This window comes from Selenomonas sp. oral taxon 126 (assembly GCF_001683335.1).
Taxonomy (GTDB): domain Bacteria; phylum Bacillota; class Negativicutes; order Selenomonadales; family Selenomonadaceae; genus Centipeda.
This window is the reverse complement of record NZ_CP016201.1, coordinates 2,638,185-2,661,784: the sequence shown is the minus strand read 5'-3', so window position 1 is coordinate 2,661,784 and position 23,600 is coordinate 2,638,185. Positions and strand designations below refer to the sequence as shown.

The 23,600-nt window shown below is 55.6% G+C and carries 25 protein-coding genes; 15 read left to right on the top strand and 10 right to left on the bottom strand.

The features are described from left to right. Positions 1-39 precede the first annotated feature (39 nt). From AXF19_RS12155 to AXF19_RS12145, 3 genes are read left to right on the top strand one after another with little or no spacing between them, the layout of a single operon-like run. A complete protein-coding gene (locus AXF19_RS12155) occupies positions 40-939 on the top strand; it encodes a hypothetical protein (protein ID WP_066849378.1) in 900 nt (299 codons plus the stop codon). A 55-nt stretch (positions 940-994) separates the two neighbouring features. Continuing rightward, positions 995-1,222, top strand: a complete 228-nt coding sequence (locus AXF19_RS12150) for a hypothetical protein (RefSeq protein ID WP_066849376.1) — start codon at positions 995-997, stop codon at positions 1,220-1,222. Next, positions 1,215-2,135, top strand: coding sequence for a HipA domain-containing protein (locus tag AXF19_RS12145; RefSeq protein WP_066849374.1), 921 nt, complete (start codon positions 1,215-1,217; stop codon positions 2,133-2,135). The genes AXF19_RS12150 and AXF19_RS12145 overlap by 8 nt, the downstream gene beginning before the upstream one ends. 108 nt (positions 2,136-2,243) lie before the next feature. On the opposite strand, the gene AXF19_RS14765 is transcribed toward AXF19_RS12145, so the two are convergent. Further along, positions 2,244-2,492 (bottom strand): hypothetical protein, encoded by a 249-nt coding sequence (locus AXF19_RS14765; RefSeq protein WP_066849372.1) that lies wholly within the window; start codon positions 2,490-2,492, stop codon positions 2,244-2,246. 228 nt (positions 2,493-2,720) lie between these two features. Then, entirely contained in the window at positions 2,721-2,858 is a 138-nt protein-coding gene (locus AXF19_RS14625; protein WP_216634943.1) for a hypothetical protein, read from the bottom strand. A 22-nt stretch (positions 2,859-2,880) separates the two neighbouring features. On the opposite strand from AXF19_RS14625, the gene AXF19_RS14620 reads away from it, so the two are divergent. The 7 genes from AXF19_RS14620 to AXF19_RS15620 all read left to right on the top strand — a co-directional run bounded on the left by AXF19_RS14620 (position 2,881) and on the right by AXF19_RS15620 (position 11,639). Then, positions 2,881-3,351: a hypothetical protein gene (locus tag AXF19_RS14620; protein ID WP_066849370.1), complete on the top strand. Its 471-nt coding sequence runs from the start codon at positions 2,881-2,883 to the stop codon at positions 3,349-3,351. After that, positions 3,309-8,300: a helicase-related protein gene (locus AXF19_RS12130; RefSeq protein WP_216634942.1), complete on the top strand. Its 4,992-nt coding sequence runs from the start codon at positions 3,309-3,311 to the stop codon at positions 8,298-8,300. The genes AXF19_RS14620 and AXF19_RS12130 overlap by 43 nt, the downstream gene beginning before the upstream one ends. A 10-nt stretch (positions 8,301-8,310) precedes the next feature. Then, positions 8,311-8,508, top strand: coding sequence for a hypothetical protein (locus AXF19_RS12125; RefSeq protein ID WP_066849365.1), 198 nt, complete (start codon positions 8,311-8,313; stop codon positions 8,506-8,508). Then, positions 8,508-10,469, top strand: coding sequence for a zincin-like metallopeptidase domain-containing protein (locus AXF19_RS12120; protein WP_066849363.1), 1,962 nt, complete (start codon positions 8,508-8,510; stop codon positions 10,467-10,469). The genes AXF19_RS12125 and AXF19_RS12120 overlap by 1 nt, the downstream gene beginning before the upstream one ends. Before the next feature lie 74 nt (positions 10,470-10,543). Next, positions 10,544-10,756 carry a hypothetical protein gene (locus AXF19_RS12115; RefSeq protein ID WP_066849359.1) on the top strand — a complete coding sequence of 71 codons (213 nt, stop codon included), beginning with the start codon at positions 10,544-10,546 and terminating at the stop codon, positions 10,754-10,756. Continuing rightward, on the top strand, positions 10,753-11,493 hold the full coding sequence (locus tag AXF19_RS12110) for a HipA domain-containing protein (protein WP_237141616.1): 741 nt from the start codon (positions 10,753-10,755) through the stop codon (positions 11,491-11,493). The genes AXF19_RS12115 and AXF19_RS12110 overlap by 4 nt, the downstream gene beginning before the upstream one ends. Next, entirely contained in the window at positions 11,490-11,639 is a 150-nt protein-coding gene (locus tag AXF19_RS15620) for a hypothetical protein (RefSeq protein ID WP_237141615.1), read from the top strand. The genes AXF19_RS12110 and AXF19_RS15620 overlap by 4 nt, the downstream gene beginning before the upstream one ends. 106 nt (positions 11,640-11,745) lie before the next feature. Here the strand turns inward: AXF19_RS15620 and AXF19_RS12105 are convergent, their stop codons facing one another. From AXF19_RS12105 to AXF19_RS14760, 3 genes are all read right to left on the bottom strand, one after another. Further along, complete coding sequence (locus tag AXF19_RS12105) at positions 11,746-12,189, bottom strand: hypothetical protein (protein WP_066849356.1); 444 nt, start codon at positions 12,187-12,189, stop codon at positions 11,746-11,748. A 280-nt stretch (positions 12,190-12,469) separates the two neighbouring features. After that, entirely contained in the window at positions 12,470-14,431 is a 1,962-nt protein-coding gene (locus tag AXF19_RS12100) for a MobA/MobL family protein (protein ID WP_066849353.1), read from the bottom strand. A 20-nt stretch (positions 14,432-14,451) separates the two neighbouring features. Further along, positions 14,452-14,829, bottom strand: a complete 378-nt coding sequence (locus AXF19_RS14760; RefSeq protein WP_216634941.1) for a hypothetical protein — start codon at positions 14,827-14,829, stop codon at positions 14,452-14,454. A gap of 144 nt (positions 14,830-14,973) precedes the next feature. On the opposite strand from AXF19_RS14760, the gene AXF19_RS12090 reads away from it, so the two are divergent. The 3 genes from AXF19_RS12090 to AXF19_RS12080 all read left to right on the top strand — a co-directional run bounded on the left by AXF19_RS12090 (position 14,974) and on the right by AXF19_RS12080 (position 17,324). Next, a complete protein-coding gene (locus AXF19_RS12090; RefSeq protein WP_066849350.1) occupies positions 14,974-15,237 on the top strand; it encodes a single-stranded DNA-binding protein in 264 nt (87 codons plus the stop codon). Between the two features lie 227 nt (positions 15,238-15,464). Continuing rightward, positions 15,465-16,874 (top strand): ISL3 family transposase, encoded by a 1,410-nt coding sequence (locus AXF19_RS14075; protein ID WP_157092509.1) that lies wholly within the window; start codon positions 15,465-15,467, stop codon positions 16,872-16,874. A gap of 129 nt (positions 16,875-17,003) precedes the next feature. Then, a complete protein-coding gene (locus tag AXF19_RS12080; protein WP_066849348.1) occupies positions 17,004-17,324 on the top strand; it encodes a hypothetical protein in 321 nt (106 codons plus the stop codon). A gap of 51 nt (positions 17,325-17,375) precedes the next feature. Here AXF19_RS12080 and AXF19_RS12075 read toward each other — a convergent pair whose 3' ends face one another. Genes AXF19_RS12075 through AXF19_RS12055 form a run of 5 tightly spaced genes read right to left on the bottom strand, consistent with a single transcriptional unit; the run spans position 17,376 to position 22,272 of the window. After that, a complete protein-coding gene (locus tag AXF19_RS12075) occupies positions 17,376-18,614 on the bottom strand; it encodes a metallophosphoesterase family protein (protein ID WP_066849346.1) in 1,239 nt (412 codons plus the stop codon). Next, positions 18,611-19,336, bottom strand: coding sequence for a TVP38/TMEM64 family protein (locus AXF19_RS12070; RefSeq protein WP_066849344.1), 726 nt, complete (start codon positions 19,334-19,336; stop codon positions 18,611-18,613). Before AXF19_RS12070 ends, AXF19_RS12075 begins: the two co-directional genes overlap by 4 nt. Positions 19,337-19,347: 11 nt before the next feature. Next, the gene (locus AXF19_RS12065; RefSeq protein ID WP_066849342.1) at positions 19,348-19,695 is read right to left on the bottom strand and encodes a hypothetical protein; all 348 of its coding nucleotides are present in this window, start codon (positions 19,693-19,695) and stop codon (positions 19,348-19,350) included. 20 nt (positions 19,696-19,715) lie between these two features. After that, positions 19,716-20,570, bottom strand: coding sequence for a peptidoglycan recognition protein family protein (locus AXF19_RS12060; protein WP_066849340.1), 855 nt, complete (start codon positions 20,568-20,570; stop codon positions 19,716-19,718). Continuing rightward, positions 20,560-22,272, bottom strand: coding sequence for an ABC transporter ATP-binding protein/permease (locus tag AXF19_RS12055; protein ID WP_066849338.1), 1,713 nt, complete (start codon positions 22,270-22,272; stop codon positions 20,560-20,562). Before AXF19_RS12055 ends, AXF19_RS12060 begins: the two co-directional genes overlap by 11 nt. Before the next feature lie 198 nt (positions 22,273-22,470). Here AXF19_RS12055 and AXF19_RS12050 point away from each other — a divergent pair, with 198 nt between their 5' ends. Both AXF19_RS12050 and AXF19_RS12045 read left to right on the top strand, forming a co-directional pair. Next, on the top strand, positions 22,471-23,160 hold the full coding sequence (locus tag AXF19_RS12050; protein ID WP_066849336.1) for a MotA/TolQ/ExbB proton channel family protein: 690 nt from the start codon (positions 22,471-22,473) through the stop codon (positions 23,158-23,160). After that, complete coding sequence (locus tag AXF19_RS12045; RefSeq protein ID WP_066849333.1) at positions 23,157-23,555, top strand: ExbD/TolR family protein; 399 nt, start codon at positions 23,157-23,159, stop codon at positions 23,553-23,555. Before AXF19_RS12050 ends, AXF19_RS12045 begins: the two co-directional genes overlap by 4 nt. Positions 23,556-23,600: the final 45 nt, after the last annotated feature.

Here is a 23,600-nt window from a genome sequence, read left to right as displayed (position 1 = left end):
TGAATAAAACAGGGATATATTCATGAAAGGAGCATTCCAATGAAAACCATGAAGAAAATGCAGTCAAGTCTCGGCAGGGGCGCAAAACTCTCCCTCATGGCTGTTGGTGTTGTTGCCATGCTCACGGGCGGGATTGGCGTAACGTCGGCATGGCATCATATTCCGGGCGTGACAGAGCCGTTCGATCCACCGAATTACTACAACCCGCTGACCGTCTCTATCCCTGACAGCGCACCGTCCCCCTTCGCTCTGCGTGATCTTGCTGCGCAGGGCGGGACGGTCTATGATATGACGCGCGATATTAAATCCGTCCTCTACGGGGAGAAATTCCTGAACATCCTTACGACCATTGTCGAAAAGCTCGGGATTGCCAAGATCGATCATCAATCTGTCTCGTCCGATCTGCTTGCGGAAGGGACGAATCACACGCAGGAGATGCAGGATCGTGGCTACGAGGTCGCGCAGATTGAAGAGTGGAAGCGTGTGGAGCAGAGTCCTCTCTTCCACGGTTTTGACGAGAAGGAGGAGAAGTACAACGCGCCGCGTGACAGTATGGGACAGCGGCGGGTGCTTGCAGATGCCTATACCTCCTATGCAAAGGGGGCGCAGCTCGCGATCAGCGACCATGCAGAGAGTGATGCCGTCATGCAGAAGCTCCTTGACGCACTCGCGCACGCGAAGGGTGAGATGGAGATTCGACAGATCGGGGCACAGATCGAAGCCCTCAGTGCGGCAGAAGACGCAAAACGTACCGCACTCCTCGCGGCACTCACTGAACTCAAGGCGACTAAGCAGCGCGAAGAGACAGATCGGGCACTGGAACACCAGCGGCAGGTCGAGCGTTCAAAGGTCGTGGTTGCCGATCCGTTCGACAAGGAAGCCGTCAAGGCAAGCGGCTACGAACGCCGTAAGCCGCTCGGATTTGTGCCGTTTGAATGACGCGCCCTGTTGCTCTTTTGCCCCGTTCACGCTATAATTGGAACAGGAGGCGAGGATGATGGAGAAGATGACCTATAAATATAACCCGTCGGATTATGACGAGGTGCTTTGTAAGTATATGACGGCGTTTTATCGGGCGTATGAGGAAAAAAACCGCCCTTTTATGATTTCTGAAATGGAACATCTTTTTTCTGAAACGAAATATGCCATGAAAGAAGGGGATATTTCGTCAGGTGAACGTGAGGAAATGCTAGAATATTTTGGAGGGTTGATGGATGGTTGATTTGAGCCATGTGGAATGGATACCGAACCGCTTTGGCGGGTCTGAGAGCAAATGGGCGATGGAATATGATGGAAAACTATACATGGTAAAGTTTCCAGATCCGAATCGAGCGCCGAAGCAGACGACACTGAGCTATATCAACAATCATTATTCGGAGTACATTGGATGTCACATCTTTCAAATGCTTGGGATTCCCGCACAAAATACCTTTTTGGGACGCGGAACGCCGCCCAACAGCAAGAGAGAGAAGACTGTTGTTGCCTGTGAGGTGTTTTGTCAGGACAAGCCCGGCTGCCTGATTGAGTTCAGCAAGTTTTTTCTGCATGAAACAGACAGTCAGAAACGGAACAAAACTACGATTGAAGATGTTATGCGTGTGATTGAGGAGGATGTGACAATAAAAAATAAAGAGCAGCTAAAAAAATTCTTTTGGGATATGTTTGTCGTGGATGCGTTGATCGGAAATGGTGATCGTCATTTAGATAATTGGGGTGTTATAGAAGCGCCGGACAGATCACTTTCACCTGCCCCTATATACGATTGCGGATCTGCACTTTCCCCCTTGTCCTCTGATGAAAAAAAGGCGACTCTTTTAGAAAGTGACGGCAGCTTTAAGAATACCGAGTATAATCTGTGTTCTGTATATCGCTATCAAGGAAAACGAGTCTTTTATCACGAAATCTTCAAGAACCCGCCGGAAGACCTGCGTCGTGCCATTCAGCGCATTGTGCCACGGATCAAGGCGGCATCCGCACGGATCGACGACCTCATCGACCGCACAGAAGGGCTTTCAGACATCTCCAAAGAGTACATGAAAAAGTCCCTCGCCTTGCGCAGGGAGCAGATTCTTCTGCCGGCACTCAAGAAGTGCAACGAAAAAGATCATACATCTGCGCGCGGCGCGGGCAGATAATCCCACAGAAAGCGAGCTGCAAACTGTAAAGTTTGCAGTTTTTTCATTCTGCAAGCCCTTATACTTCTAAGGGAGGAGGCTGACAGAATGACGACTGTACACAGACTTTCAGAGGAGCGCAGCAGGTTCTTTTCCGATCTGCGCTACAACAAGAATCGCTTCATCGACTTTCTGGGGGCGATGGCAAAGCACTACAGACACCCAATCAGTACGCAGGTCGGATTGTTCTTTCACGGCAATGCGGTAAGCGAGGCGTATGCGCCCGCTGCCACATGGGCGTATCTGAATGCAGACCTGCGCGATGATGCGCGCGGCGTTCCCGTTCTGAGCAACGAGGCGGCGAAGGATGAGCTGCATTATTTCTACGATATGAGCGATACGCGCGATTCTGCGCGGCAGAGGTTAGAGGCGCTGATCTGGCGTTATGATGACGAACGCGACGGGGCGTTCCTCAGAGCGCAGCTTGGCGCAGAGGGCAAGGAAACGGCGGCGGCGGTGGTGGATACCTGCCGCACGCTGGCAGAAAGCCGCACAGACGCGAAGGAGCGTGAGATCGTCGCGCTCGGCGCTGCATACGTCACGCTCTCACGTCTCGGCTTCGATGCGGAGGATGTGGTAGGACTTCCCCTCATCCTCACCGAATATAACGATGTAGACGCAGAAAAGACGCTCACGGAGATTCGGGCGATTGCACAGGAGGTTCTGAACCCCGTTGCGCGGCATATTCGTGAGGAGGCAAGAAACCATGCAAAAGAACATGATCCCGCTGGAAGAACACATCCGTCTATGGCAGACGCTGGCGAATCCGTCGGCGACCGCCGAGGAGAAGGAACAGGCACAGGATCAGCTCTGGGACGCACGTCTGGAGATGAAGGAGAGAGAACTGTCGAAGACGTTCTATCATCAGGAGGAGGCGCAGGTATTTCCCGTGGTCTTTCCGGAGATGTCACAGATCCCGCTGCGCCTGTGGGAGACGCAGCCGACGGAGATTCGGAAGAAACTCAGCGCACAGCTGACGGTGTACCTGACGTTCTGGGAGGAGGACGACGCAGACGATCCGTGGAGGGCGGTGGAGCGCATGATGAAGGAGGCGAATCTCCATCCGTGGGGCGGACTGGACGAGATTCTCAGGGAGAAGAACGAGGAGGAGAGCGAGCGCAACGCGTGCGAGATATGGGGGAATCCGTACCGGGAGGAGGACGAGGAGCAGAACTAGCACCAGTCGATCTGTCTGCCATCGACTACGCGGCAGATATGTCCTCGACGAGCGGCAAGCGGGCGGTCTTTGCGCGCAATCTCGCGGCAATCCGCGTGATGAAAGCTCTGGAGGAGCGTGAAGTCCCGCCGACGAGCGAGGAGCTGCGCCTTTTGCGGAGCTACAGCGGCTTTGGTGGGATTCCCGAGGCGTTCGACCCTGCAAATAAGGCGTGGTCAAAGGAGTATGACGCGCTGCGCAGACATCTGACGGAGGCGGAATTTTCCTCTGCGCGTGCGTCTACCCTAAACGCCCACTACACGCCGTCCGAGGTCATTGCGGGAATCTATGAGGGGCTTGCCCATATCGGTTTTCAAGGCGGGAATGTGCTGGAGCCGTCGTGCGGCGCGGGGCGTTTCTTTGACGCGATGCCGGAGGAAATGCGAAATGAGAGCCGCCTGTTCGGCGTGGAGGTCGATGCGCTCTCTGCCCGCATTGCACGGCTTGCACATCCTGACGCAGAAATCGCGCAGCAGGGCTTTGAACGGACACGCTTTGCCGACGGGTCGTTCGATCTTGCCATCAGCAACGTGCCGTTTGGCGATGAGATTATCACGGGCGATCCGAAATACCTCGGCAAGCGGCTGCGTATCCATGACTACTTTCTGAACAAGATGATCGACGAGGTACGCCCCGGCGGTCTTGTGGTCGCAATCACCTCGAAGGGGACGATGGACAAGGGCAAGGAGCGCGTGCGCTCGATGCTCGCGGACAAGGCGCGCCTTGTGACGGCGCTGCGGCTGCCGGAGACGGCGTTTTCCGCTGCGGGTACGCGCGTAATCTCCGATCTGCTCGTCTTTCGGAAAAAAGATCCGGCGCGTTCGCCCACTGAGGAGCAGCAGGATGCCCTTGCCGCCGTGGACTGGGAGGGTGTTGTCTATCACACGCCGGCTGGGGAGAACATCAACAAGTATTTTTATCACAACCGCGCACAGGTGCTGGGGGAGTTCTCCACGCGGTCGGGGGCATACGGGCGCGAGCAGACCGTCGTTCCGCCCGAGGGGCAGAATCTTGGTGCTGCGATCAGAGAGCGTCTGACGGCGCTTCCGACCGGTATCTATACGCCCACCCCGGAGACGCTGCCCATTCCCGTGCAGGAGCAGCGGGAGCAGCGTGCATCCATGGGGTTCTATGTAGAGGATGGGGCACTCTGTTTTGTGGATACGGAGGGCGCGCGCAGCGTGCCCGAGATGTCCGATAAGGATCGGGCGCGTGTGATCTCTGCCGTCCATCTGCGCGATGCGGGTCATGCACTCCTGAGCGCGCAGCAGGAGGAGTGTTCCAATGAAGAACTCTATGCGCTCCAAAAGAAGCTCACGGAGCGTTATGAGGATCATGTGCGCCGCTATGGGCGTATTGTGCAGGATAAGACACTCAAAAAACTCTTCGGCGTCGATCCCGGCAGCAACTTCATCGCAGCGTATGAAATCTATGACAGCAAGAAGAACTTCATCCGCAAGGCGGATATTTTCACTGAGCGTACCATCGTCCCGCAGCGCGTCCCGACCGAGGCGGAGAGTGCAGCCGATGCCCTGACGATCTCCATGCAGCAAAAGGGCGGCGTTGATCTCTCCTATATGGCAGAACTTACGGGAAAGCCCGCAAGCGACCTCATCAGCGAACTCGAATTCAAGCAGATTTTCTACGATGAGGCAGAGGGCTATGTGCAAGCGGACGCCTATCTCTCCGGGGATATTCGTGGAAAGATGGAAGCCCTCGAAAAAAGGCGCGCTGCCATCGAAAAGGAGCTTGCAGAAGGGAGCGGCGCGGAGGCGTCGCCGGAAGCGCGCACTGCGCTCGAAGCGCAGCTTTTCCGTATTCAGAAAAACTACGCCGCACTTGATGAGGTCAAGCCGAAAGATTTGGAGATCGGCGACATTTCCTGTGGACTCGGCGTGTCATGGCTACCCACGCGCTATATCGAGCAGTTCATCGAGGAGAAATTCCAGCCGGGGTGGTCTGTTGCGGTCGCGTATTCCCCCGAGACAGGCGAATGGCAGGTGAAGCATCCCGCAGACGCGCGCCGCAACCCTGCAACAATGCGCTGGGGGACGAAGGAAAAGGATGCCTATGAGCTTCTGAGCGGGGCACTCAACTTTCGGACGCCTGTCGTCTATGTCCCAACAGACGATGATAAAAAGAAGATCGTGGATCGCGAAAAGACCATCGCAGCGCAGATGAAGCAGCAGGAGATCAAGGATGCGTTTCAGGAGTGGCTCATCCAAGACACGCAGCGCGTACAGTTCATCACTGACTACTACAACCGCAATTTCAACAACATCCGTCCGCGTGAGTACAGCGGCGCCCATCTGCATTTTCCGGGGATGTCGAACTCTATTTCCCTCAACGCGCACCAGAAGGACGCCGTGGCACACAGCCTTTACGGCGGCAGCACGCTTTTCGCGCACTGTGTCGGTGCGGGCAAGACCTTCGAGATGGTGGCGTCCATCATGGAGGCGAAGCGGCTCGGCATCTCGCACAAAGCACTGATGATCGTTCCGGGACATCTGACGGAGCAGACAGGCGAGGAGTTTCAGCGGCTCTACCCACAGGCGAAAATCCTCGTTGCGACAAAGAAGGACTTCGAGAAGCAGAATCGGCGGGAATTCATCGCGCGCGTCGCCACGCAGAACTGGGACGCCGTCGTGATGAGCTACGAGCAGTTCAAGCGGATCAAGGTCTCGCAGGAGCGGCAGGAGGCACTCTATGCGTCCGAGATCGAGCGCATACGGGAAGCCCTTGAAAGCGAGAATGTCATTCGGTCAGGGGACAAGCCGCACAGCGTTCGTCAGCTTGAGAAAAAGAAGAAGAGTCTCGAGGCGAAGCTGGAGAAATTGCAGCAGGAAGGAGAAAAGAACAGGGAGGGCGTGATCGACTTCGAGGAACTCGGCGTTGATCGGCTCTGTGTGGATGAAGCGCATTATTTCAAGAACCTCTACACGCCGACGCGGCTTTCCGGTGTCGCCGGTATTGGTACGAGTGAATCAGATCGCTCATGGGATCTTTATCTCAAGTGCCAGTACATCAACGAGATCACGAACAACAAGGGCGTGATCTTTGCGACCGGCACGCCTGTCTCCAACTCTATGACGGAACTATTTACGATGCAGCGCTATCTCGCCGCGCCCCGTCTTTCCGCGCAGAAGCTCTCCCATTTTGACGCATGGGCGGCAAATTTCGGCGAGATCACCGTGGGCTTAAAGCCGGAAGGCAGGGATTATCAGCTCAAAACACGCTTCGCCAAATTTCACAATCTGCCCGAACTCATGAATATGTTCAAGGAGTTCGCCGACATCCGTACATCGGATATGCTGAAAGGGACAATCAAAGTCCCCGAAGCAGAGTATGTTGTCGAACGCATCCAGCCCTCCGATGAGCAGCGGGAGATCATCGACACGCTTGCCATGCGCGCGCAGGACATCCGCTCCGGCAAAAAGAACCGCGTGCCCAAGGTGGACGGTGGAATGACGGAGGACAGTATGCTCCTCGTCACAAACACAGGGCGCAACCTCGCCCTCGATCCGCGCATCATTCATCCCGGGCTGCCCGATCACAAGGACAGCAAGGTCAACCGCTGCGTCGAGAACGTCCTTGCCACCTATCGGGGGAATATGGAAAACAAAGGGACACAGATCATCTTCTGCGACCAGTCCACGGCGACCGGCAAGGGCAAGGGCGGCTTCAACGTCTATGACGACATTCGGACAAAGCTCATCAGGGCGGGCATTCCGAAGGAGCAGATTGCCTTTGTGCAGGAGATGAAGACGGAGAAGCAGAAGGATGCGCTCTTTCAGAAAGTGCGCGAGGGCGAGGTGCGCGTCCTGCTCGGCTCGACCGATACGCTCGGTGTCGGGACGAACGTGCAGCATAAACTTGTTGCGACGCATGATCTCTCTGTGCCGTGGCGACCTGCCGATCTTGAGCAGCGGATGGGGCGTATCATTCGCCCCGGCAACGAAAATGAGAAGGTCAAGATTTTCCGCTATGTCACCGAAGGGACATTTGATGCCTATATGTGGCAGATCGTAGAGAACAAGCAGCGCTTCATCTCTCAGATCATGACCTCGAAGACACCCGCGCGCTCGATGCAGGACGTGGATGAGACCGTTCTCAGCTATGCGGAGATCAAGGCGATTGCAACGGGCAATCCCTTCATCAAGGAGAAAATGACGCTAGAAAACGACCTCTCGCGCATTCAGATTGCGAAATCTGCCTATCTCAGTCAGCAGCAGCATCTCCAAAATCTCATTCATCGGGACTATCCCGCGCAGATCAAGGAGAAGAAGGAGGCGCTGGATCGGCTCTTGGACGATCAGCAGCGCATGGAGGAGCATACACTACAGATCGACGGGAAAGAGTCTTTTGCAATCACGATGAACGGCGTACTCTACACCGACCCGAAGGAAGCGGGGAAAGCATGGGGCGAGATGCAGAAGGTTGCCGGGGCGATGCTACGCTTTCAGGGCGAATACAAGGGGCTGAAATGCCGCGTCGTCATCGACCACATGACGCAGACGCCCATGCTCGCGCTCTACCACAAGTCGACCTATCGCGTGCGGATCGGCGAGCGACCGCAGGACACCTTCACGCGGCTGAAACATCTGTCCGATACCATTGTCGAGCGCATTACGAAGCAGAAAGAGGACATTGTGCAGACGGAGAACAATCTCGTCCGCGCGAAGGAGGAGCAGGGACGCCCCTTTGCCCATGCAGCGGAGGAGCGCGAGAAGACTGCGCGCCTGAGAGAGCTGGAAGGACTGATGCGCGCATCCGAGGAAGAGTCAATCGCTGCGACCGCTGTGCCGGCGTATAAAAAGCTGCCGGAAAAGTCATTTGCTGCCCGCATCGACGAGATTGCCCGCAGCAAGCAGCGCAGGACTGCGCCACAGCGAGCAGCAGCGGCGAGATAGGAGGGACATCATGAAACTGCATTCCAACCAACCGCATATCCATGACCGCATTGCCGCATTGGAGACCATCTCGCAGGAGGAGGCAATGGAGCTTTACGGCGACGATTGCCGAGAGAATCCGGAAAACGGCATTTTCGACCATTATCCGGGGCAGCTCGTGTGGGATGGTACGACGCACAGGCGTGTCGATGAGGAGGCGCAGGGGTGATGGCAGCGACGCAGAAAAAACCGTATACCAAGAAAACTGACGAAGAAATCTATGAGGCGACAACCAATAAGATCCTCTCCCTCATGGAGAGCGGAAAGCTGCCGTGGCAAAAGGGATGGGACGGGAAGGTCGGCGCGTCGATCTTCCACGTTCCCATCAACGGGAAGTCGGGGCGTCCCTACGGCAGCCCCTTGAACAGCCTCTATCTGTCCTGCATCATGGCAGAGAAAGAGAGCGACGATCCGCGTTTTTTCTCCATCGGAGTTCTCAAGCAGCAGAACAAGATTCACAAAGAGCGTGTGGAAAAGTACCGTGCGGAGGGAAAGGAGATTCCGCGCGAACTCCTGTGGGAGTACCGCACGAAGGAGGGGGCGAAGCCGACCACCGTTTTGCAGCGTTGGCACGTCACGCAGGATAAATACGGCAACGAGCTGCCCGAGGATGAGCAATACTGGGCAAAGAAATACGTTGCGCTCTACCATGCTTCGGACTGTCTGCGCCGTGAATACCATCGGGACGCCGAGGGAAACCGCCTGTATGGAGCGGACGGCAAGCCTCTTTATACCGATCATCCCCTAAAGGCGTATGTGGAAAAGGAGAAGCGCTATACGCACGAGGAAGTCCATGAGATTGCCGAGGCAATCCTAGCGGGAAGCCATGCGGTCATCAAGCACGATCAGGCAGACCGTGCCTTTTACAGTCTGAGCAACGATGAGATCCACCTGCCGCCGAAGGAGGCATTCCCGGAGCTTGCGGACTACTATGCGACGGCGCTGCACGAACTCGCGCATTGGACGCGGCACGCCTCGCGCCTTGATAGGGAGAGGTTCGGAGGATTCGGCTCACCCGACTATGCGCGTGAGGAGCTGCGCGCCGAGCTTGCGACGGCGTTCCTCTCACAGGAGTTCGGACTTCCGTCGAACATCGAGGGTCATGCTGCGTATCTGCAAAGCTGGATGCAGGAACTCAAAGAGGACAAAACGGCGTTCGTGCAAGCCGTTTCGGATGCGAAGCAGATCGTAGGGTATATCAAAGACTTTATCCCTGCGCATCTGCGCGCACGCACAGAGGATGCCCCTCCGGTCGAGGTCGCAGCCCCCGAAAAAGAGGCGCAGGAGCGCGTACAGAGTCCGCAGCTCGTGGAGGCAGAAATGAAGCAGCGCACGAACGAGCGGCTTGTTGAGATCAAGGATACGGACTTCATCCCGCAGCACACGGATGATTCTCTGCACGTCACCGTATTTCAGCCGAAGGAGGGACGTGACGCTGCGCAGGGCAGCAGGTTCATCCAAGACTTTGACCGTGTATATGACGCCAATTTTGACCGCGAGACCTTCAGCCTTGATCGGCTCTACGAGAAGCTCAACCGCGACGACCGACCGAATGCCGATACGATGCGCAGCATGAGCGTCGGCGATCTCATCGAGGTGGACGCGCGCGTCTTTCGTGTCGGCAGCGTGGGCTTTGAGGAAATGCAGCTGCACCCGTACAAGGACGATTTCATCCTCACGACGGCTTCCTCCGAGAGCATCCAAAAACAGCAGGAGGAGGCGAGGGAAGCGGTCGGAGAGGAGCTATATACTGCCTATCAGAAGAAGTTTCATGATGTCTTCTATCGTGGGGAAAATCCGTATTTGCCGATTGATCGCTTTGCCGATCCGCGCTATCGTGAGATGGATGCGGACTACGCGAAGGAGTTTCGGGAGCGCGTCTATCTCTGCGGGCTGTCGAGTCTGCGCCCGACCGATGAGAAGGGATGGCGCGACGCAGATCGTCTCTTTGCAAAGACGCAGCTGGAGGCGGGTGTCCCGTTCCCGCGCATCGCGGGGGCAATCCAGCGCAACAGCCCCTACGCAGTCATCTCGGGCGATCGCGCCTACGGAACGAAACTCGCGCGAAATGTTGCCGCAGAACGTGAGCGGGAAAAGGGGCGGGACAGGGCTGCCAGTGCGGCACGATAGAGTGAGAGAAGCTGTTGCACGGATATGGACGGCATGGTAGAATTGAAAAAAAGATTTTTGGAGGTGCATCAATCATGGCGCTTTGTTATCAGCCGGATCAGTATCCGGAACTGCTAAAATCCTATATGCAGGAAGCGTATGCGGCTCTTGAACACGAAGATCAGCACCACTATGAAATGGCTGTCAGCAAGATTACCATGGAGTTGAAATATTTAGTTAAGAGTCACTTCCTTACTGATGGTGAGGCAGAGGAAATGAAATCTTATTTTTGGGGACAAGTTGTATGATAAACTTTAATGAACAAGAAGAAATCTTCAATCATAAGTTTGCCGGATCTGAACGAAAAAAAGCCTTTTTGTTTTGCGGACGGCTTCACATGGTGAAATTTCCCGACCCTGTTCGTGCTGCCAAAAATAAACTGAGCTATATGAACAACCAGTTTTCAGAAGACATTGGATGTAAAATATTTCGCTCCGTCGGCATTCCTACACAGAAAACCTTTTTAGGGACGTATACGAATCCTGAAGGAATGCGAAAAATTGTTGTCGCTTGCGAAGATTTTTGTTCCAACGGGTACGAACTTATGGAGTTCAGCAAACTTGCCCGTATGAATACGGACAGTGAAGCGCGAAATCACTGGGTCTGCAATATTGAGGATGTCATGGACACTATCGATCATATACCTAAAATTGCTGATACGCAGAAAGAGGCGTTCAAAAAGCATTTTTGGGATATGTTCGTTGTTGATGCCTTGATTGGAAATGGTGACCGGCACTTGGATAATTGGGGGGTTTTAACGAAAGGAAATATCATCAAGGACGCTCCTGTATACGATTGCGGATCGTCTCTTTCCGCTTTATTATCCGATGAGCGTATGGCACAGAATTTAGACAATGCCGCAGATTTCAGCAGTGCAGAGTATAATATTCCATCGGCTTATACATATTGCGGAAAACGGGTCTTCTATCATGAGCTTTTCAAAAACCCTCCGGATGGACTGAAAGAGGCAGTACAGCGGAGATGATTTTGAATGCAACGCCCGGGCTTTCTGATATTCGAAAAGAATATCTCAAAAAGGCGATGCAACTACGCTATGATCGTATGTTAGTGCCGACACTGAAAAAGGTGAAAGCAGAAAATGCAGAACCGGATCGTGGGCGCGGCAGATAAAGTGAGGCTGTTGTTTCGTCTCTCCACACCTCAGAAGCAAACATTTCAACACCAGAACAGGGGCTGCCCTTATGAAGAGCAGCCCCTGTTCTGGTGTTGAAATGCTTCATTCCTCGTCATAGTATTCCATTGCCCATACTTTGTATTTCTCGAAGCGTGGGAGAAGGTCTTGCTCGATCTGCAAGGAATCAAAGGATTCTCCGTTGGAAAAATATACGTCCGCTAAACTTTCCTGTATGACCTGATTATCTCCATCCGCACGCAGAAGATCGTTGATGGTCTGATTGACGGTCGTGCAAATAAGACCGTTGCGCGGTTCATGTTCCACAGCGGAGAAAGAGGGGATGATATGCTCTGTTGTTCCGTCTATGTGCAATGGTGACTGCACATAGATGTGGGCAGTTTCATGAAAACTGCTTCCATTGGACAGCCCCAGATAATCAGCAGCCGTATCATAAGCAAGGATACAGGGGGCATCCTTCAAGAGATCGCGCAGGTAATCGTTATAGGTGTGCAGTTCCAAGGCAATCACTCCTTTCTCGCCTTCCATAACTATCTTAAAGCAAAAATCTTCCCGCTGTCAACACGCTGCGCCTATCTCCCCTTTGCACTCTCGGCGAGGATTTCGTCCTTCTCCATCTCCGACATGAGCGACCAGTTTTCTCCCATGCGGCTGTCCTTGCTGCGCGCGACGAGTGCCGCATATTGGGGATCGCTGATCCCTTTTGCAATCGTGCGCGCCGCATCAGTTCCTTGCTGCGCGAACCACTGCTGCCCTTTCCGGAGGACGGTGCAACTGTATAACGTACCCCGTCGCCCTCGCTTTTCCGCTACTGATCGGCAGCGGATTTTTCTTTGCCCAGCTCCGCGCTTTCCTTCGTCATGGCTGCAAGCTCTCCTGCGAGCTTCGATGCCTTTACGGCGAACGGCTTGTTGCGCTCCATGACGCCCGCAGCAATGCCCGCAATCTTTTTCGCCGCCTCGGGCGTGTTGCATCGTTCGGTGAGTTCGCTGTGCATACGGGTGAGTTCAGCAGATTCCTTTGCAAGAGAGTTCTTTCGCTGAACGAGTGCCTCACGCCGATCCTCGAGCGAGCGCTCCTCATCTCTGTATGCTTTCTTCGTCGCGGATGACGCGAACAAGCCGGGCGCAGACTTCTTCTCGAATGCGTCGCGCTCCGTTTTCCATGCTGCCACGTCGTTTTTATAGTAGCCTTCCTGCTTGCGGTGTGCATTCTCGCGTGCACGCAGCTCCTTCCACGCGCCTCCTGCAAAGATGTTCTGTGCGATGAGTTCGGCGCGCTCCGGTGTGAGTACGTTCTTTTGTACCTCTTCCAGTTCCTTGCGCTTTTCGATGATGGCTGCGTCCGTATACCGCTTTGCCTCCGAGAGTATACGAACAACATCGGCGAGTGAAAAGCTCTGTGCGCCCGACTCTTCCACACGTTCTGTATGCAGTTTTGTCTTCGCTGTTTCGATCCGGTCTTTGAAATCCCGCAGCCGCTTCTCGAAGCGTTTCTTTGCAAGCTCGTTCTCAAAGAGAAGCTGATGGATGCGGTTTTCAATATTGCGCGCTGTTCCACGCGCCGAAAGTTTCCGCAGCTCCGGCTGAAGTTTTTTTGCAGCGCGATGATATTTTTTCTGCGCTGTAGTAATCCGCTCTTCGAGTGCGGGCAGCAGCTCCTCGGCAGACTGCGCCTCATCTGCGGTGCTTTTTTCCGCTACACGCACACCCTCGGCGAGTGCCCTCAGATCGCGCAGCTCCGTGCGCGCCGTTTTCATCTCGTGCCACAGTGCGCGCGTATCTTCTTCCATGAAGTCAAGGCGCGCTTTTTCCTGCACCGCATCTCCCCACAGGACGGTCGTCTCCGTTGCTATGAGGTCACGGTGGGCGTCCTCGAGTTCCTTGCGCGCATCCTCCGGCAGATTTTCACGCAGCTCCTCGTATGCGCGCTGTAGATTCACAAGGAGTTCTTCGGCATTTACCTGCCGCACGCGGTCAGTGGCGAGATTCTTCGCGCTGACAAGATGTCTGTGCTTGTCATTGAGCGCACGCAGTCGTTGAAAACGCTCCACGCGCGCATTCTTTTTCAGAATATCGTCGAGAGAAACGGCGAAGTCCGTTTCCGGAATGCGGTCAAGGAGTTCTGCAAGAACGTGATCACCGCGACGCAGCGCGTCTTCCTGCTGCGCCTTGAGCGTCCGATGATCGACACGGACGGGAACACCGTGTTTTTCGAGGACGGCGTTCTGGTTTTTTTCGAAGTCCTCGCGGATATGCAGCAGGTAGTCCTTCCGTTTTTTACCGACCCACTTCTCGGCTTTCACGTAGCCGCCCCGCTCGGGATGCTTCTTGTTGGCGCGCTGGAAGAACTTTTCGGGCGTGCGCTCCTGTTGTCTTTCCTGTGCGTCGATCTCGCGCGTCGAGAACATGATGTGAACGTGCGGCTGCCGCTCTCCGCCGGAGAGTGTGCCGACCTTCTCATGAATCGCCCACGCATAGTAATGATCCGCGAGGTGTTTGGAGAGAAATGCGTCGAGGATTTCTTTCTGCTGCGCAAGGTTTAATTCGTTCGGCAGTGCGAAGATGATTTCTTTGTAACGCTCGCCGTTCGCACGTTCATAACGGTCTGCCGCATGGAAAAATTTCAGCGGGGAATCCTCTGCCAAACGCGGCATCGCGTGTCCCGTGGCGACGCAGCCGCCGCGCATTTCATGAGCGGCTTCGCGGTTGATGTATTGGAGATGGGAGGAGGCGAATGTGCTGTCCGTCCCCTTTTGGAGAACGTCCAAGATGGCATCCGCTGTGCGTTCTACATCGCGCCTTCTTGCGCGAGCGTGAGACCATCGCATAGCCAGACAGGTCTCTCGTCCCCCTCCTCGGAGGTATAGCTGACGCTTGACATCATCCGACAGAAACATAGGAGTGCGTCGCCCTTTAGTACCCACATTCCCGCTGGGCAGTACATGCAGACGAAGTCCTTTTTGGGCAATTTCGTCGATGGTAGGTTGATGAGTGTCGGACTTTGATATGCTGCCGGAAGGGGAGTGGGCGAGGAAGTTCTCGCTATGTCCATCGACTTCTCCTGTCCTTCCTTTGGTTCGTCCAGAGAAATCTCCGAATCCATTCCGTCCAATTCGTCCACCAGCTTCGCGAGTTCCATCTCCTCGTCTCCGTTCAATTTCCTCATGCTCCTTCTCGTTCTGTGTGCGTTTCTGTTCCAGTGCCGCGTCTGTGAAATGCAGATCGAGATGCAGATCGCGGACAGCGACAAGGGCGGACTCGTGAAAACCTTAAAGACGAGAAAGGGAACTTTCCCGTCAACTATTTTCGCGTGGAGGCATGGAGCGCAGTCGCGAATACCTGCAAAGATCGGCTCGCCGTCGGCGATCTCATCAACGTACATGGGCGTCTTGATATGGACATCTATCCCGACGATCAGGGCAAGAAACAGTACCGTGCGAAAATCGTTGCCAATGTGATTGAGTTCCTGACGCCGCGTAAAGACGGACGGGACAAGCCGTCCGTTCCCGAAGACCTCACGACGCCGTTCAATCAGATGGTCATGATAGATGTGGACGATGAGATTCCCTTTTGATTTTCTTGATGGGATGATATTGACGGGAAAGAGTTTGAGCGGTTGAAAGCCGAACTCCTCGCAAAGACGAAAGCGGAGCTGGAAAAGAAATATCCGGGCGAAGAGATCGCCGTAGAAGAATAAAAAAGATGGGACTGTTGCATGAGCGCCCCTTTCGGCTCACTGCGTTCGCCACTTCCCCCGTTGCGACGGGGGAAGCTAATATGCCATAACGAAAAGCCTCCCCCGTGCGACACGGGGGAGGGGGACCGCAAAGCGGTGGTAGGGGCGCCTTGAGCGCTAACACGAACGGGGGCTGTTGTACGGAGTCAAAACAACTTCGTGCAACAGCCCCATCTTTTTTTCATGGAGATATACCGGATGCGGCGCTTAGGTACATCTACAAAAACCGTCGTTATCGCTATCGTGAATGCGGAAAGACATTTTCTGAGGACAGGAGTTTCATCGACGCATATCAACGAATGCCCCGTAGCGTCATCGAGAAAATTGTTCACGCACACGGGGAACTCGTCAGCGCAGCGCATTTCGTACGGAGACATGACATATCGGCAACAACCGTTATGCGTCATTTTGCACGCGCGAAGCCGCAGCAGGAGTCCGATCTGCTGGATACCGTCATCTCCATGGACGAATTCTGCGGAAACGTGGGCGCAAAATATCAGGTCGTTATCAACGACCTGCACAACAGACGTTGCTGCAACGTCATTGATGACCGTTGTGCCGCAAGCATTTATAACAGACTTCTCGCATATCCTGAATCCGAGCGCGAGAATGTCATGGTCGTCAGCATTGATCTATCGCCGTTCTTTCATAAACTCGCCGAAGAGTGCTTCCCAAATGCAGAAATCGCAGCCGATAAATTCCACGCCGTCCGTCTCGCGAACAATGCGCTCGACAGCATACGCAAGGAAGTACAGGCAGGGCTTCCGTCGCGTGATAAGAAATGGTTTCGGAACGCACGGCACATCCTCTTGGGGCGAGAACCGAAACTCAGTCTGAACGAACGCTGCAAACTCGCAAAAATACTTTCCTTTTCGGAAGCACTGAGAACAGCCCATGCGCTGAAGGAAGAATACTATCGTATCTTTGACAGCGCAGATCGGAAGATGTTCAAGGAGCGGCTGCATGATTTTCAACGGCACGTCCAAATGGCGAATCTTGCCCCATTCATCCGCGTGCTGAAAACAACGGAACAGTGGAAAGAGGAAATTTGGAACGGTATCCGAACGGGTTATAACAACGGATTCACCGAGGGCTGCAATAACACGATCAAGGTTCTAAAACGTGTCTGCGCGGCAGATGCCGAGATCACAATCCTCATGGTGATTGACTACGACGCACATATCTCCGCATTCGAGCAGGTCAGCATGAGTGGCTATCTGCCCGCCGAGCTGAAGGTCGCGGCATATCGCTTCCTCGCGGAACTCATGCATGAGATTCCGCGCAGCGTGCACGCGCATACTCGTGTCGAGGAGGGCGATCCCGCCGAGGTAACGGTCGCCGTCGCGGCAGAGGAGGAGAGTCACCTCATCGTCATGGGCTCGCGCGGCTTCGGCACATTCGAGCGCATTGCGTTTGGCAGCGTGTCCACCCATGTCACGCGTCACGCACATTGCCCCGTGCTGCTGGCGAAGTAGGGATTTGCTGAATTTATCAGTGTCTCAGTAAGTTTAACACACGGTTTACTTCCCCTTAAATGCCGTCAAAAGAAAAAGCGGTAGAGTATCAGAGGAAGATATTCTACAAAATAAAGGGGCGAGGAGACTATGAAGAACAAGAAATATATCGCCGGTATTCTGGCAGCCGCGCTCGGACTCGGCATCATGACGGCGATGCCTGCTGCACAGGCGGCACCGAACGTTCAGCCGCTCGAATACATCAACGGCGCGACGAACGAGTACAGCTTCCGTATGAAGGAAGAGGATCGCATTCACGACCAGAATGTGCGCAAGATTCGCTTCGAGTTTCAGCGCGACGGCAATCAGGAAAAGTACGACCGCGCGATGAAGGAGGAGCAGAAGCGTCACGATCAGGCAGTGAAGAATATCAAACGCGACTATGAAAAGCGGACGCCGTGGCGTCGTTGAGAAATGAAAAGAACGTCTCTCATGTGTTCCAGCGCATGAGAGACGTTCTTTTCATTTGTGGAGTTCTGCTGTATCAAGTACTGCGCCGCTCAGTGTCTCACATTGAATGCGCAGACGCCGTGCATCCGCCTCCATATAGAGGTAGTTGGACGGCGTTGGATTTGACCCTGCCACGAGGTCATAGCGCTCGGCGGGCACATCGAAATATTCATTCCCCGCAGGCCCCGCGAGGAGGTAGAGCGTACCATGCTCATCTGTCTGCCGCGCACGCAACTGTCGGCGGCGGTAGGCGTGGACGTGTCCCGACACGACGAGGTCGATGCCGAGTGTATCGAATGCATCGAGGAAGACCTGCCCAACGTCGCTGACGCCGTGCTGCGTCTCCTGCTCCGCCTGATACTCGCCGTATGCAAGGATGTCCTTGTGCATCAGTACAATCTTCCACGGCGCTGTGCTTGCCGCCGCGTCCCGCATAAGCCAGTCCATCTGCTCGCGTTTCAGTGCCTCACCGCGTGCCTCGAGTTCGAGGAATTGCGTATCGAGGACGATGCAGTGCACGCTGCCCATATCGAAGGAGTAGTAGTGCCCGCGAAAATCCGCGCTGCCGTTGTCGGGCAGGGCGAAGCTCGAGAGATAGCGCACAGGCGGAACGGCTGTCCAGCTCAGCCCGTAGTATTCGTGATTGCCGAGCACGGGGACGTGGATATGACGGGCGAGGGGAGCATCCGCGCCCTCCATCGCCTCGAAGAAGCTGCGCCAATGCCACGCAGATTCGCCGTTGTCCGTGAGGTCGCCGACGATGGCGGCAAAGTCCGCCTGTGGGTGACGCTGCCATGCCGCATGATAGACATCGTGCCACACATCGTAGCTCTCGCCGCATTGACTGTCCGAGAAGAGAAGGGCATGCGTCCTCTCATCCGCACCGCGTGTGAGCGGAATCCATGCCGTTGCGCCATTCGGGTGTATCACGCGGTACGATGCACCCTCAGATACGGGAATCTCCGCATGATAGATGAGTTGTGTCTCTCCGTCCATTGCGAGATAACGATAGGCAGGGGCGTACGCGTCTGTTTTTCCGTCTGCGCGCGACACTTCGACGCGCACATCTTGGAGCAGCTGCGGGCTGTCCCACGCAATCATGCGCGTCTGCATCGGCTGCGTCGTAACGATCTGGCGCAGATGGCGGATGTTTTCGGCAGCGGCGGCAGCAGAACGGGACGAAAAGAGACCGCCAAAGCCCATCGTGAGGATGGCGCTCATGGCAGTCTGTAAAAACGAGCGGCGTGTCATTCTTTTTTCTCCGTATCCTGCACGACGGCTTCGGCGCGCATCATGCGCTTTTCGTAGCGGATCGCCGTATAGATCAGAATGCCCGCGCAGATGACGACAATGACGAGTCGTGTATTGTTCTCCTGCTGCATGATGAGGTCATGCCCAATGATCGCCTCAATGCCCGTCGAGGGGAATTTGCCGACAAGCGAGGCGAGCACATAGTCGCGGAGGCGGATGGAGGAGAGCGCGCCGACGGCGTTCATGACAGCGGATGGGAGATAGGGCACCATGCGTCCGATCAGCATGATGATGAAGCCCTTGCTGCCGCTGTACTGGTCGACCTTCGCGAGGAAGGGGCTCTTGGCAATCGCCTTTTCCGCCGCCTCGCGGAAGTAGAAGCGCATGAGGACGAAGGCGATCGTCACGCCGACCGTCTCTGCCACGCAGGAGAGGATGATGCCGGGGACGATGCCAAAGAGGATGACGTTCGCCGTCGAGAAGATGACGGCGGGTGGGAAGCCGAGCGCATTCGTAAAGAGGGTGAGGAGGAAGGCAAAGACGATCGCCCCCTCGCCGAACGAGCGGATGTACTCCACCGTCGCAGGGATATCACCGCTCGCGAGCAGGGCGAAGAGCTCGGGCAGGAAGTCCGGCGCAATGAGGTGGATGATGACAAAGAGCAGGACGATCGCAAGTGCTGCGCCGATCTTCAAGACGCCCATGCCCATTTGCTGCTTCACGTAGATACCTCCTAGGTTGTAAGAACTAGCGCAAGTGCGCCGAGAACGAGCGCAATGCTGAACCCCTGCATGGCGTTTGCAATGCTCTTTCCGTAGGTGCGGGAGAAACGCGCGACAATCTTTCGCAGCTCGAACATCAGAAAGGAGAGGCAGAAGAAGATGAGCGAGAGATCCCCCTCTGTCCAGCCGTAGGCAAAGATCACAGAGGCGAGGACGATGCCGGTCTGTTCACCGCGCGAAAAGATGCGCTCCTCCTGCTTTGCGTGCTCACGTGCGTCGATGTCTGCACGCGTCAGAGGAATGCCCATCTCGTCGGTTTTTTCCTGATCGCGGTCGAACCAGCGGTAGTGGAATCCCATGGCGCTTCACCTCCATTAGCTCAGGTTGCAATGCGCCGCTGCTGCGCGGGGCGCGGGTTCGGCTTTGGCAGATCGGGGCGCTTGTTCGGCTTTAGCCCCGGCTTTGCGGGCGGCGGCTGTACGGGCGGATTCGGCGTGCTTGGCGTCGGGTGTGCGGGGCGCGTCATGCCGTTCCTCCGTTGCGCTTCCTCCATCTGTTGACGAATGCGTGCGCGTTGCGCCTCCTGCTCTTCACGTTCGCGCTGTGCAATACGCAGACGCTCTGTCTGCAACTCCTCAGAGCTGTAGAAGATGCGCGCCTGCTGTACGATGTCGGGCAGCTGTGCGTAAAGATGACGACCGGGGCAGGCGGTCGCATTGAGATCGCGATGCCCCTTCACTGTTTTCTGCCACGCAGGATCGAGCTGATAGACGGTGCAGAGCGAGGCGATGAGGCGTGCGGCAGATGCCTTCTGCGCCTCCGTGGGCACGGCATTTTCAAAATTGCCGACGAGGTTGATGCCGACTGTATGGCGGTTCTCGCCGTAGACGTGCGCGCCGACTGTGCCGAGCGGACGCCCCTCCTCAATGGTGCCGTCCTTGCGGATGACGAAGTGATAGCCGATGCCGGCCCAGCCGTTGTTCAAATGCCATTGATGCACGGTCTCTGCTGAGACATCATCGTTATTCGCCATGCCGATGTGGTGGACGACGATGCAGTCCGTGACAAAGCGATTTTCAAGCTCCCTGAATTTCAGATGCGTCGGGCGCACGGATACGCCGGGCAGCGCCGATGGGATGTACCACGATGCCTCCACGGCTGCGGGGAAGAATGGAAAGACGGCGGCGCCGATGCCAATGAGTGCAAGTCGGCGCAGGAATTCTCTACGATTCATGTGGGATCTCCTGATAGGTATACGATTGATCTTTGAGGCGGAGCTCCGTGTCATGAAGGGCAAAAAGGGTCGAGCGATGCCCGACACTGATGATGCTCGCGGCGGGGAGTTCCTGATGCAGCAGTTCATACAATGCGCGTTCGCGCGGCTCGTCGAGGGCGGATGTCGCCTCGTCGAGGAAAATCCAGTCGGGTCGGATGAGCAATATGCGTGCAAACGCAAGGCGCTGCTGCTCGCCAAGCGAGAGAATGCGGCTCCAATCGTCCACGTCGTCAAGACGCGCGGCGAAATGATCCATCCCAACGAGTTTTAGAATGCGTGCAATCTCCTCATCGGATGCCGCCGCCGTGCGCGGATAGGAGAGCGCACGGCGCAGCGAGCCGAGGACGAGATAGGGGCGCTGCGGGAGGAAAAGTCTCTTTGCGCCCTGCGGCAGCTCAATTGTGCCGTTGCCATACGGCCAGATGCCTGCGAGCGCACGGAGCAGCGTGCTCTTTCCCGCACCCGAGGCACCCGTCACGAGGACGTGGCTGCCTGCGGGCAGGGAGAGTGTGCAGGCGGAGAGGAGCGGTGCGCCGTCCGGAAGGTCAATCGAGAGATTTTGCAGCGCGAGCGCCTTATTGCTGCCCTCGTTGCGTACAATATCGCTCGTAACCCGCGCGGACTCCTCCATATGCTCCGTGAAGCCCGAGAGTCGCTGAATCACGGCGGCGAGCTCGGCGATGGAGCTGTAGGAATCGACGAAGAAGGAGAGCGCATCCTGCACGCGCCCGAATGCCGAGAGCGTCTGCATGAGCCCGCCGAGCGCCATCTCGCCCGCATAGTAGCGTGGTGCCGCCATGACGAGCGGGAAGATGATCGCGAGCTGTGAGTAGCCGTTGACGTAGAAGTTCAGCAGTTTCGTGCGGCGCATGAGTCCCCAGTAGTTTTTGATGACGTTTGCGAACCGCTCCTTGAAGCCGACCGTTTCCGCCATCTCGCCGCGATAGAACGCGATGCTCTCGCTGTTCTCGCGCACGCGCATCATGCTGAAACGGAAGTCCGCCTCATAGCGCTGCTGGTCGAAGTTCAGACGGATGAGCTTCTTTCCGACGACGTGGACGAAGTATGTGCCGAGTCCTGAGTAGAGGAGGGACAGCCAGAACATATAGCCGTAGACGGTGAACTCTGTGCCGCCGATCGGGACGGTGATGACGCCCGAGAGGTTCCAGAGCACGACGGCGAATGCGCCGAGCGTCGTGAGCTGCTTGAGGATGCCGACGAGCAGCGTCAGCGTCAGGGAGACGAATTGATTGATATCCTCGCTGATTCGCTGATCGGGGTTGTCCGTATCGCTGCGCAGCACCTGCAGACGGTAGTAGACCTGCCCGTGCATCCAGCGCGTGAGATACTGCTCCGTCATCCACGTACGCCAGTTGATCGTCAGCATTTGCCTCAGATAGACGGCATAGACGGCGATCACAATGTAGAGGAATGCGAGCACGGAGAACTCGCCGACGAGCGGCCAGAACGATGCCCAGTCATACGCCTGCAGCGTGTCGTAGAAAACGCGGTACCAGTCGTTGATCCGCACGAGCAGATAGACCATGATGAGGTTGAGCGCGATGACCGAAATGAGCAGGCCGCGCGCCTTCCATTTTTCGGGGGAACTCCAATATCCTTTGAATAGCTGCCAGAAGCCGCGTGCGAGAGGGAACTTCAAACTACATCCTCCTTCGATGAGATAACGGCTTTTATTATAGTATTTTTTCACATGGTCTGCAAGGTATCAGGTGTCAATCAGAATATTATAATGATATTTGTTATCGTTGACGCAGACACAAATATGTAGTAGAATAATCTCGCTTATCATGGGATGACGTGGGTCATTGTAGTTTATTGGGGAAGGAACGGTTATACGATGGATTTTATTGCGCAGGGAATTGAATTTTTCAGGCAGGGCGGCATTGTCATGTACTTCCTGCTCGCGGCATCGATCTTTGTCGTCTTTATCGGCATTGAGCGTGCATTCTATTTTGCACGTGCGGATGCGGGGCGGGCATTTGCACATGAGTTCATGCTACACATCGCAAATGGGCGCTTTAGCGAGGCCGTTCAGCTGACGGAGACAAAGCGCGGATCGATTGCGGACATTTTGTACAGCGCGATCTCGAAGAACAGCAAGAATTCGCGCAAGATGTCCTCGTATATGGAGATCCAGTCCGGTATTGCGCTCTCGAAGCTGCGCAATCGGATGTACTATCTGAGCGTCACTGTTACGATGGCGCCGCTGCTCGGGCTCCTCGGCACGATCAGCGGCATGATCTCGACGTTCAGCGTGTTCAACATCGAGGCGGGCGAGCCGAGCGCGATTACGGGCGGTGTCGGCGAGGCGCTGATTGCAACGGCGATGGGACTCTGTGTCGCCATCATTGCACTCTCCGTACACGCGTATTTCTCGCAGCGCATCGAGAACATTGTCACGGATATGGAGATGTGCTTCTCCGCTGCCGAGAACAGCCGCATTGAGCTTGCGCGTGCGGCAGGTGTCAAGGGCGTGATCGAGACTTCTCTGCATGCGGGAGAAGCAGCGGAAGGTGATGAGGCATGAGGCTGCGCGACAGAAGGGCGTTTGAAAAGCCCGAGGTCATGATTATCCCCATGATCGACATCATGTTCTTCCTGCTCGTCTTCTTTATTATGAGCACGCTCTACATGGTGAATCTGAAGACGGTCGATGTGAACTTGCCAAAGGCGCAGACGGCGCAGACGCAGCTGAACGTTACCTATCTCGTCACCGTACGCAAGGACGGCTCGCTCTGGCTCGAGGATCAACAGATCGACGAGGCGACCCTCCTGCGCCGTGCGCGTGCGGAGAGTCAGAAGAATCCGCGATTTGCCGTTGTTGTGCGCGCGGATGGGGATATCAACTACAGCGGCGTTATGGAGCTGCTGGACAAGTTCCGCAAGGAAGGCATTACGCGCTTCGGGCTTGCGGCACAGTGAATATGGGATAAAAGGGACTGTTGTACGAAACACTCGTGCAACAGT

Excerpts from the sequence above, each read along its gene's own strand:
- AXF19_RS12155 (WP_066849378.1), top strand. The coding sequence starts at position 40 with ATGAAAACCATGAAGAAAATGCAGTCAAGTCTCGGCAGGGGCGCAAAA.
- AXF19_RS12150 (WP_066849376.1), top strand. The coding sequence starts at position 995 with ATGATGGAGAAGATGACCTATAAATATAACCCGTCGGATTATGACGAG.
- AXF19_RS12145 (WP_066849374.1), top strand. The coding sequence starts at position 1,215 with ATGGTTGATTTGAGCCATGTGGAATGGATACCGAACCGCTTTGGCGGG.
- AXF19_RS14765 (WP_066849372.1), bottom strand. The coding sequence starts at position 2,492 with ATGCAGCTCATCCTTCGCCGCCTCGTTGCTCAGAACGGGAACGCCGCG.
- AXF19_RS14625 (WP_216634943.1), bottom strand. The coding sequence starts at position 2,858 with ATGCCGCGCAACGGGGTTCAGAACCTCCTGTGCAATCGCCCGAATCTC.
- AXF19_RS14620 (WP_066849370.1), top strand. The coding sequence starts at position 2,881 with ATGCAAAAGAACATGATCCCGCTGGAAGAACACATCCGTCTATGGCAG.
- AXF19_RS12130 (WP_216634942.1), top strand. The coding sequence starts at position 3,309 with ATGGGGGAATCCGTACCGGGAGGAGGACGAGGAGCAGAACTAGCACCA.
- AXF19_RS12125 (WP_066849365.1), top strand. The coding sequence starts at position 8,311 with ATGAAACTGCATTCCAACCAACCGCATATCCATGACCGCATTGCCGCA.
- AXF19_RS12120 (WP_066849363.1), top strand. The coding sequence starts at position 8,508 with ATGGCAGCGACGCAGAAAAAACCGTATACCAAGAAAACTGACGAAGAA.
- AXF19_RS12115 (WP_066849359.1), top strand. The coding sequence starts at position 10,544 with ATGGCGCTTTGTTATCAGCCGGATCAGTATCCGGAACTGCTAAAATCC.
- AXF19_RS12110 (WP_237141616.1), top strand. The coding sequence starts at position 10,753 with ATGATAAACTTTAATGAACAAGAAGAAATCTTCAATCATAAGTTTGCC.
- AXF19_RS15620 (WP_237141615.1), top strand. The coding sequence starts at position 11,490 with ATGATTTTGAATGCAACGCCCGGGCTTTCTGATATTCGAAAAGAATAT.
- AXF19_RS12105 (WP_066849356.1), bottom strand. The coding sequence starts at position 12,189 with ATGGAAGGCGAGAAAGGAGTGATTGCCTTGGAACTGCACACCTATAAC.
- AXF19_RS14760 (WP_216634941.1), bottom strand. The coding sequence starts at position 14,829 with ATGAGGAAATTGAACGGAGACGAGGAGATGGAACTCGCGAAGCTGGTG.
- AXF19_RS12080 (WP_066849348.1), top strand. The coding sequence starts at position 17,004 with ATGAAGAACAAGAAATATATCGCCGGTATTCTGGCAGCCGCGCTCGGA.
- AXF19_RS12075 (WP_066849346.1), bottom strand. The coding sequence starts at position 18,614 with ATGACACGCCGCTCGTTTTTACAGACTGCCATGAGCGCCATCCTCACG.
- AXF19_RS12065 (WP_066849342.1), bottom strand. The coding sequence starts at position 19,695 with ATGGGATTCCACTACCGCTGGTTCGACCGCGATCAGGAAAAAACCGAC.
- AXF19_RS12060 (WP_066849340.1), bottom strand. The coding sequence starts at position 20,570 with ATGAATCGTAGAGAATTCCTGCGCCGACTTGCACTCATTGGCATCGGC.
- AXF19_RS12050 (WP_066849336.1), top strand. The coding sequence starts at position 22,471 with ATGGATTTTATTGCGCAGGGAATTGAATTTTTCAGGCAGGGCGGCATT.
- AXF19_RS12045 (WP_066849333.1), top strand. The coding sequence starts at position 23,157 with ATGAGGCTGCGCGACAGAAGGGCGTTTGAAAAGCCCGAGGTCATGATT.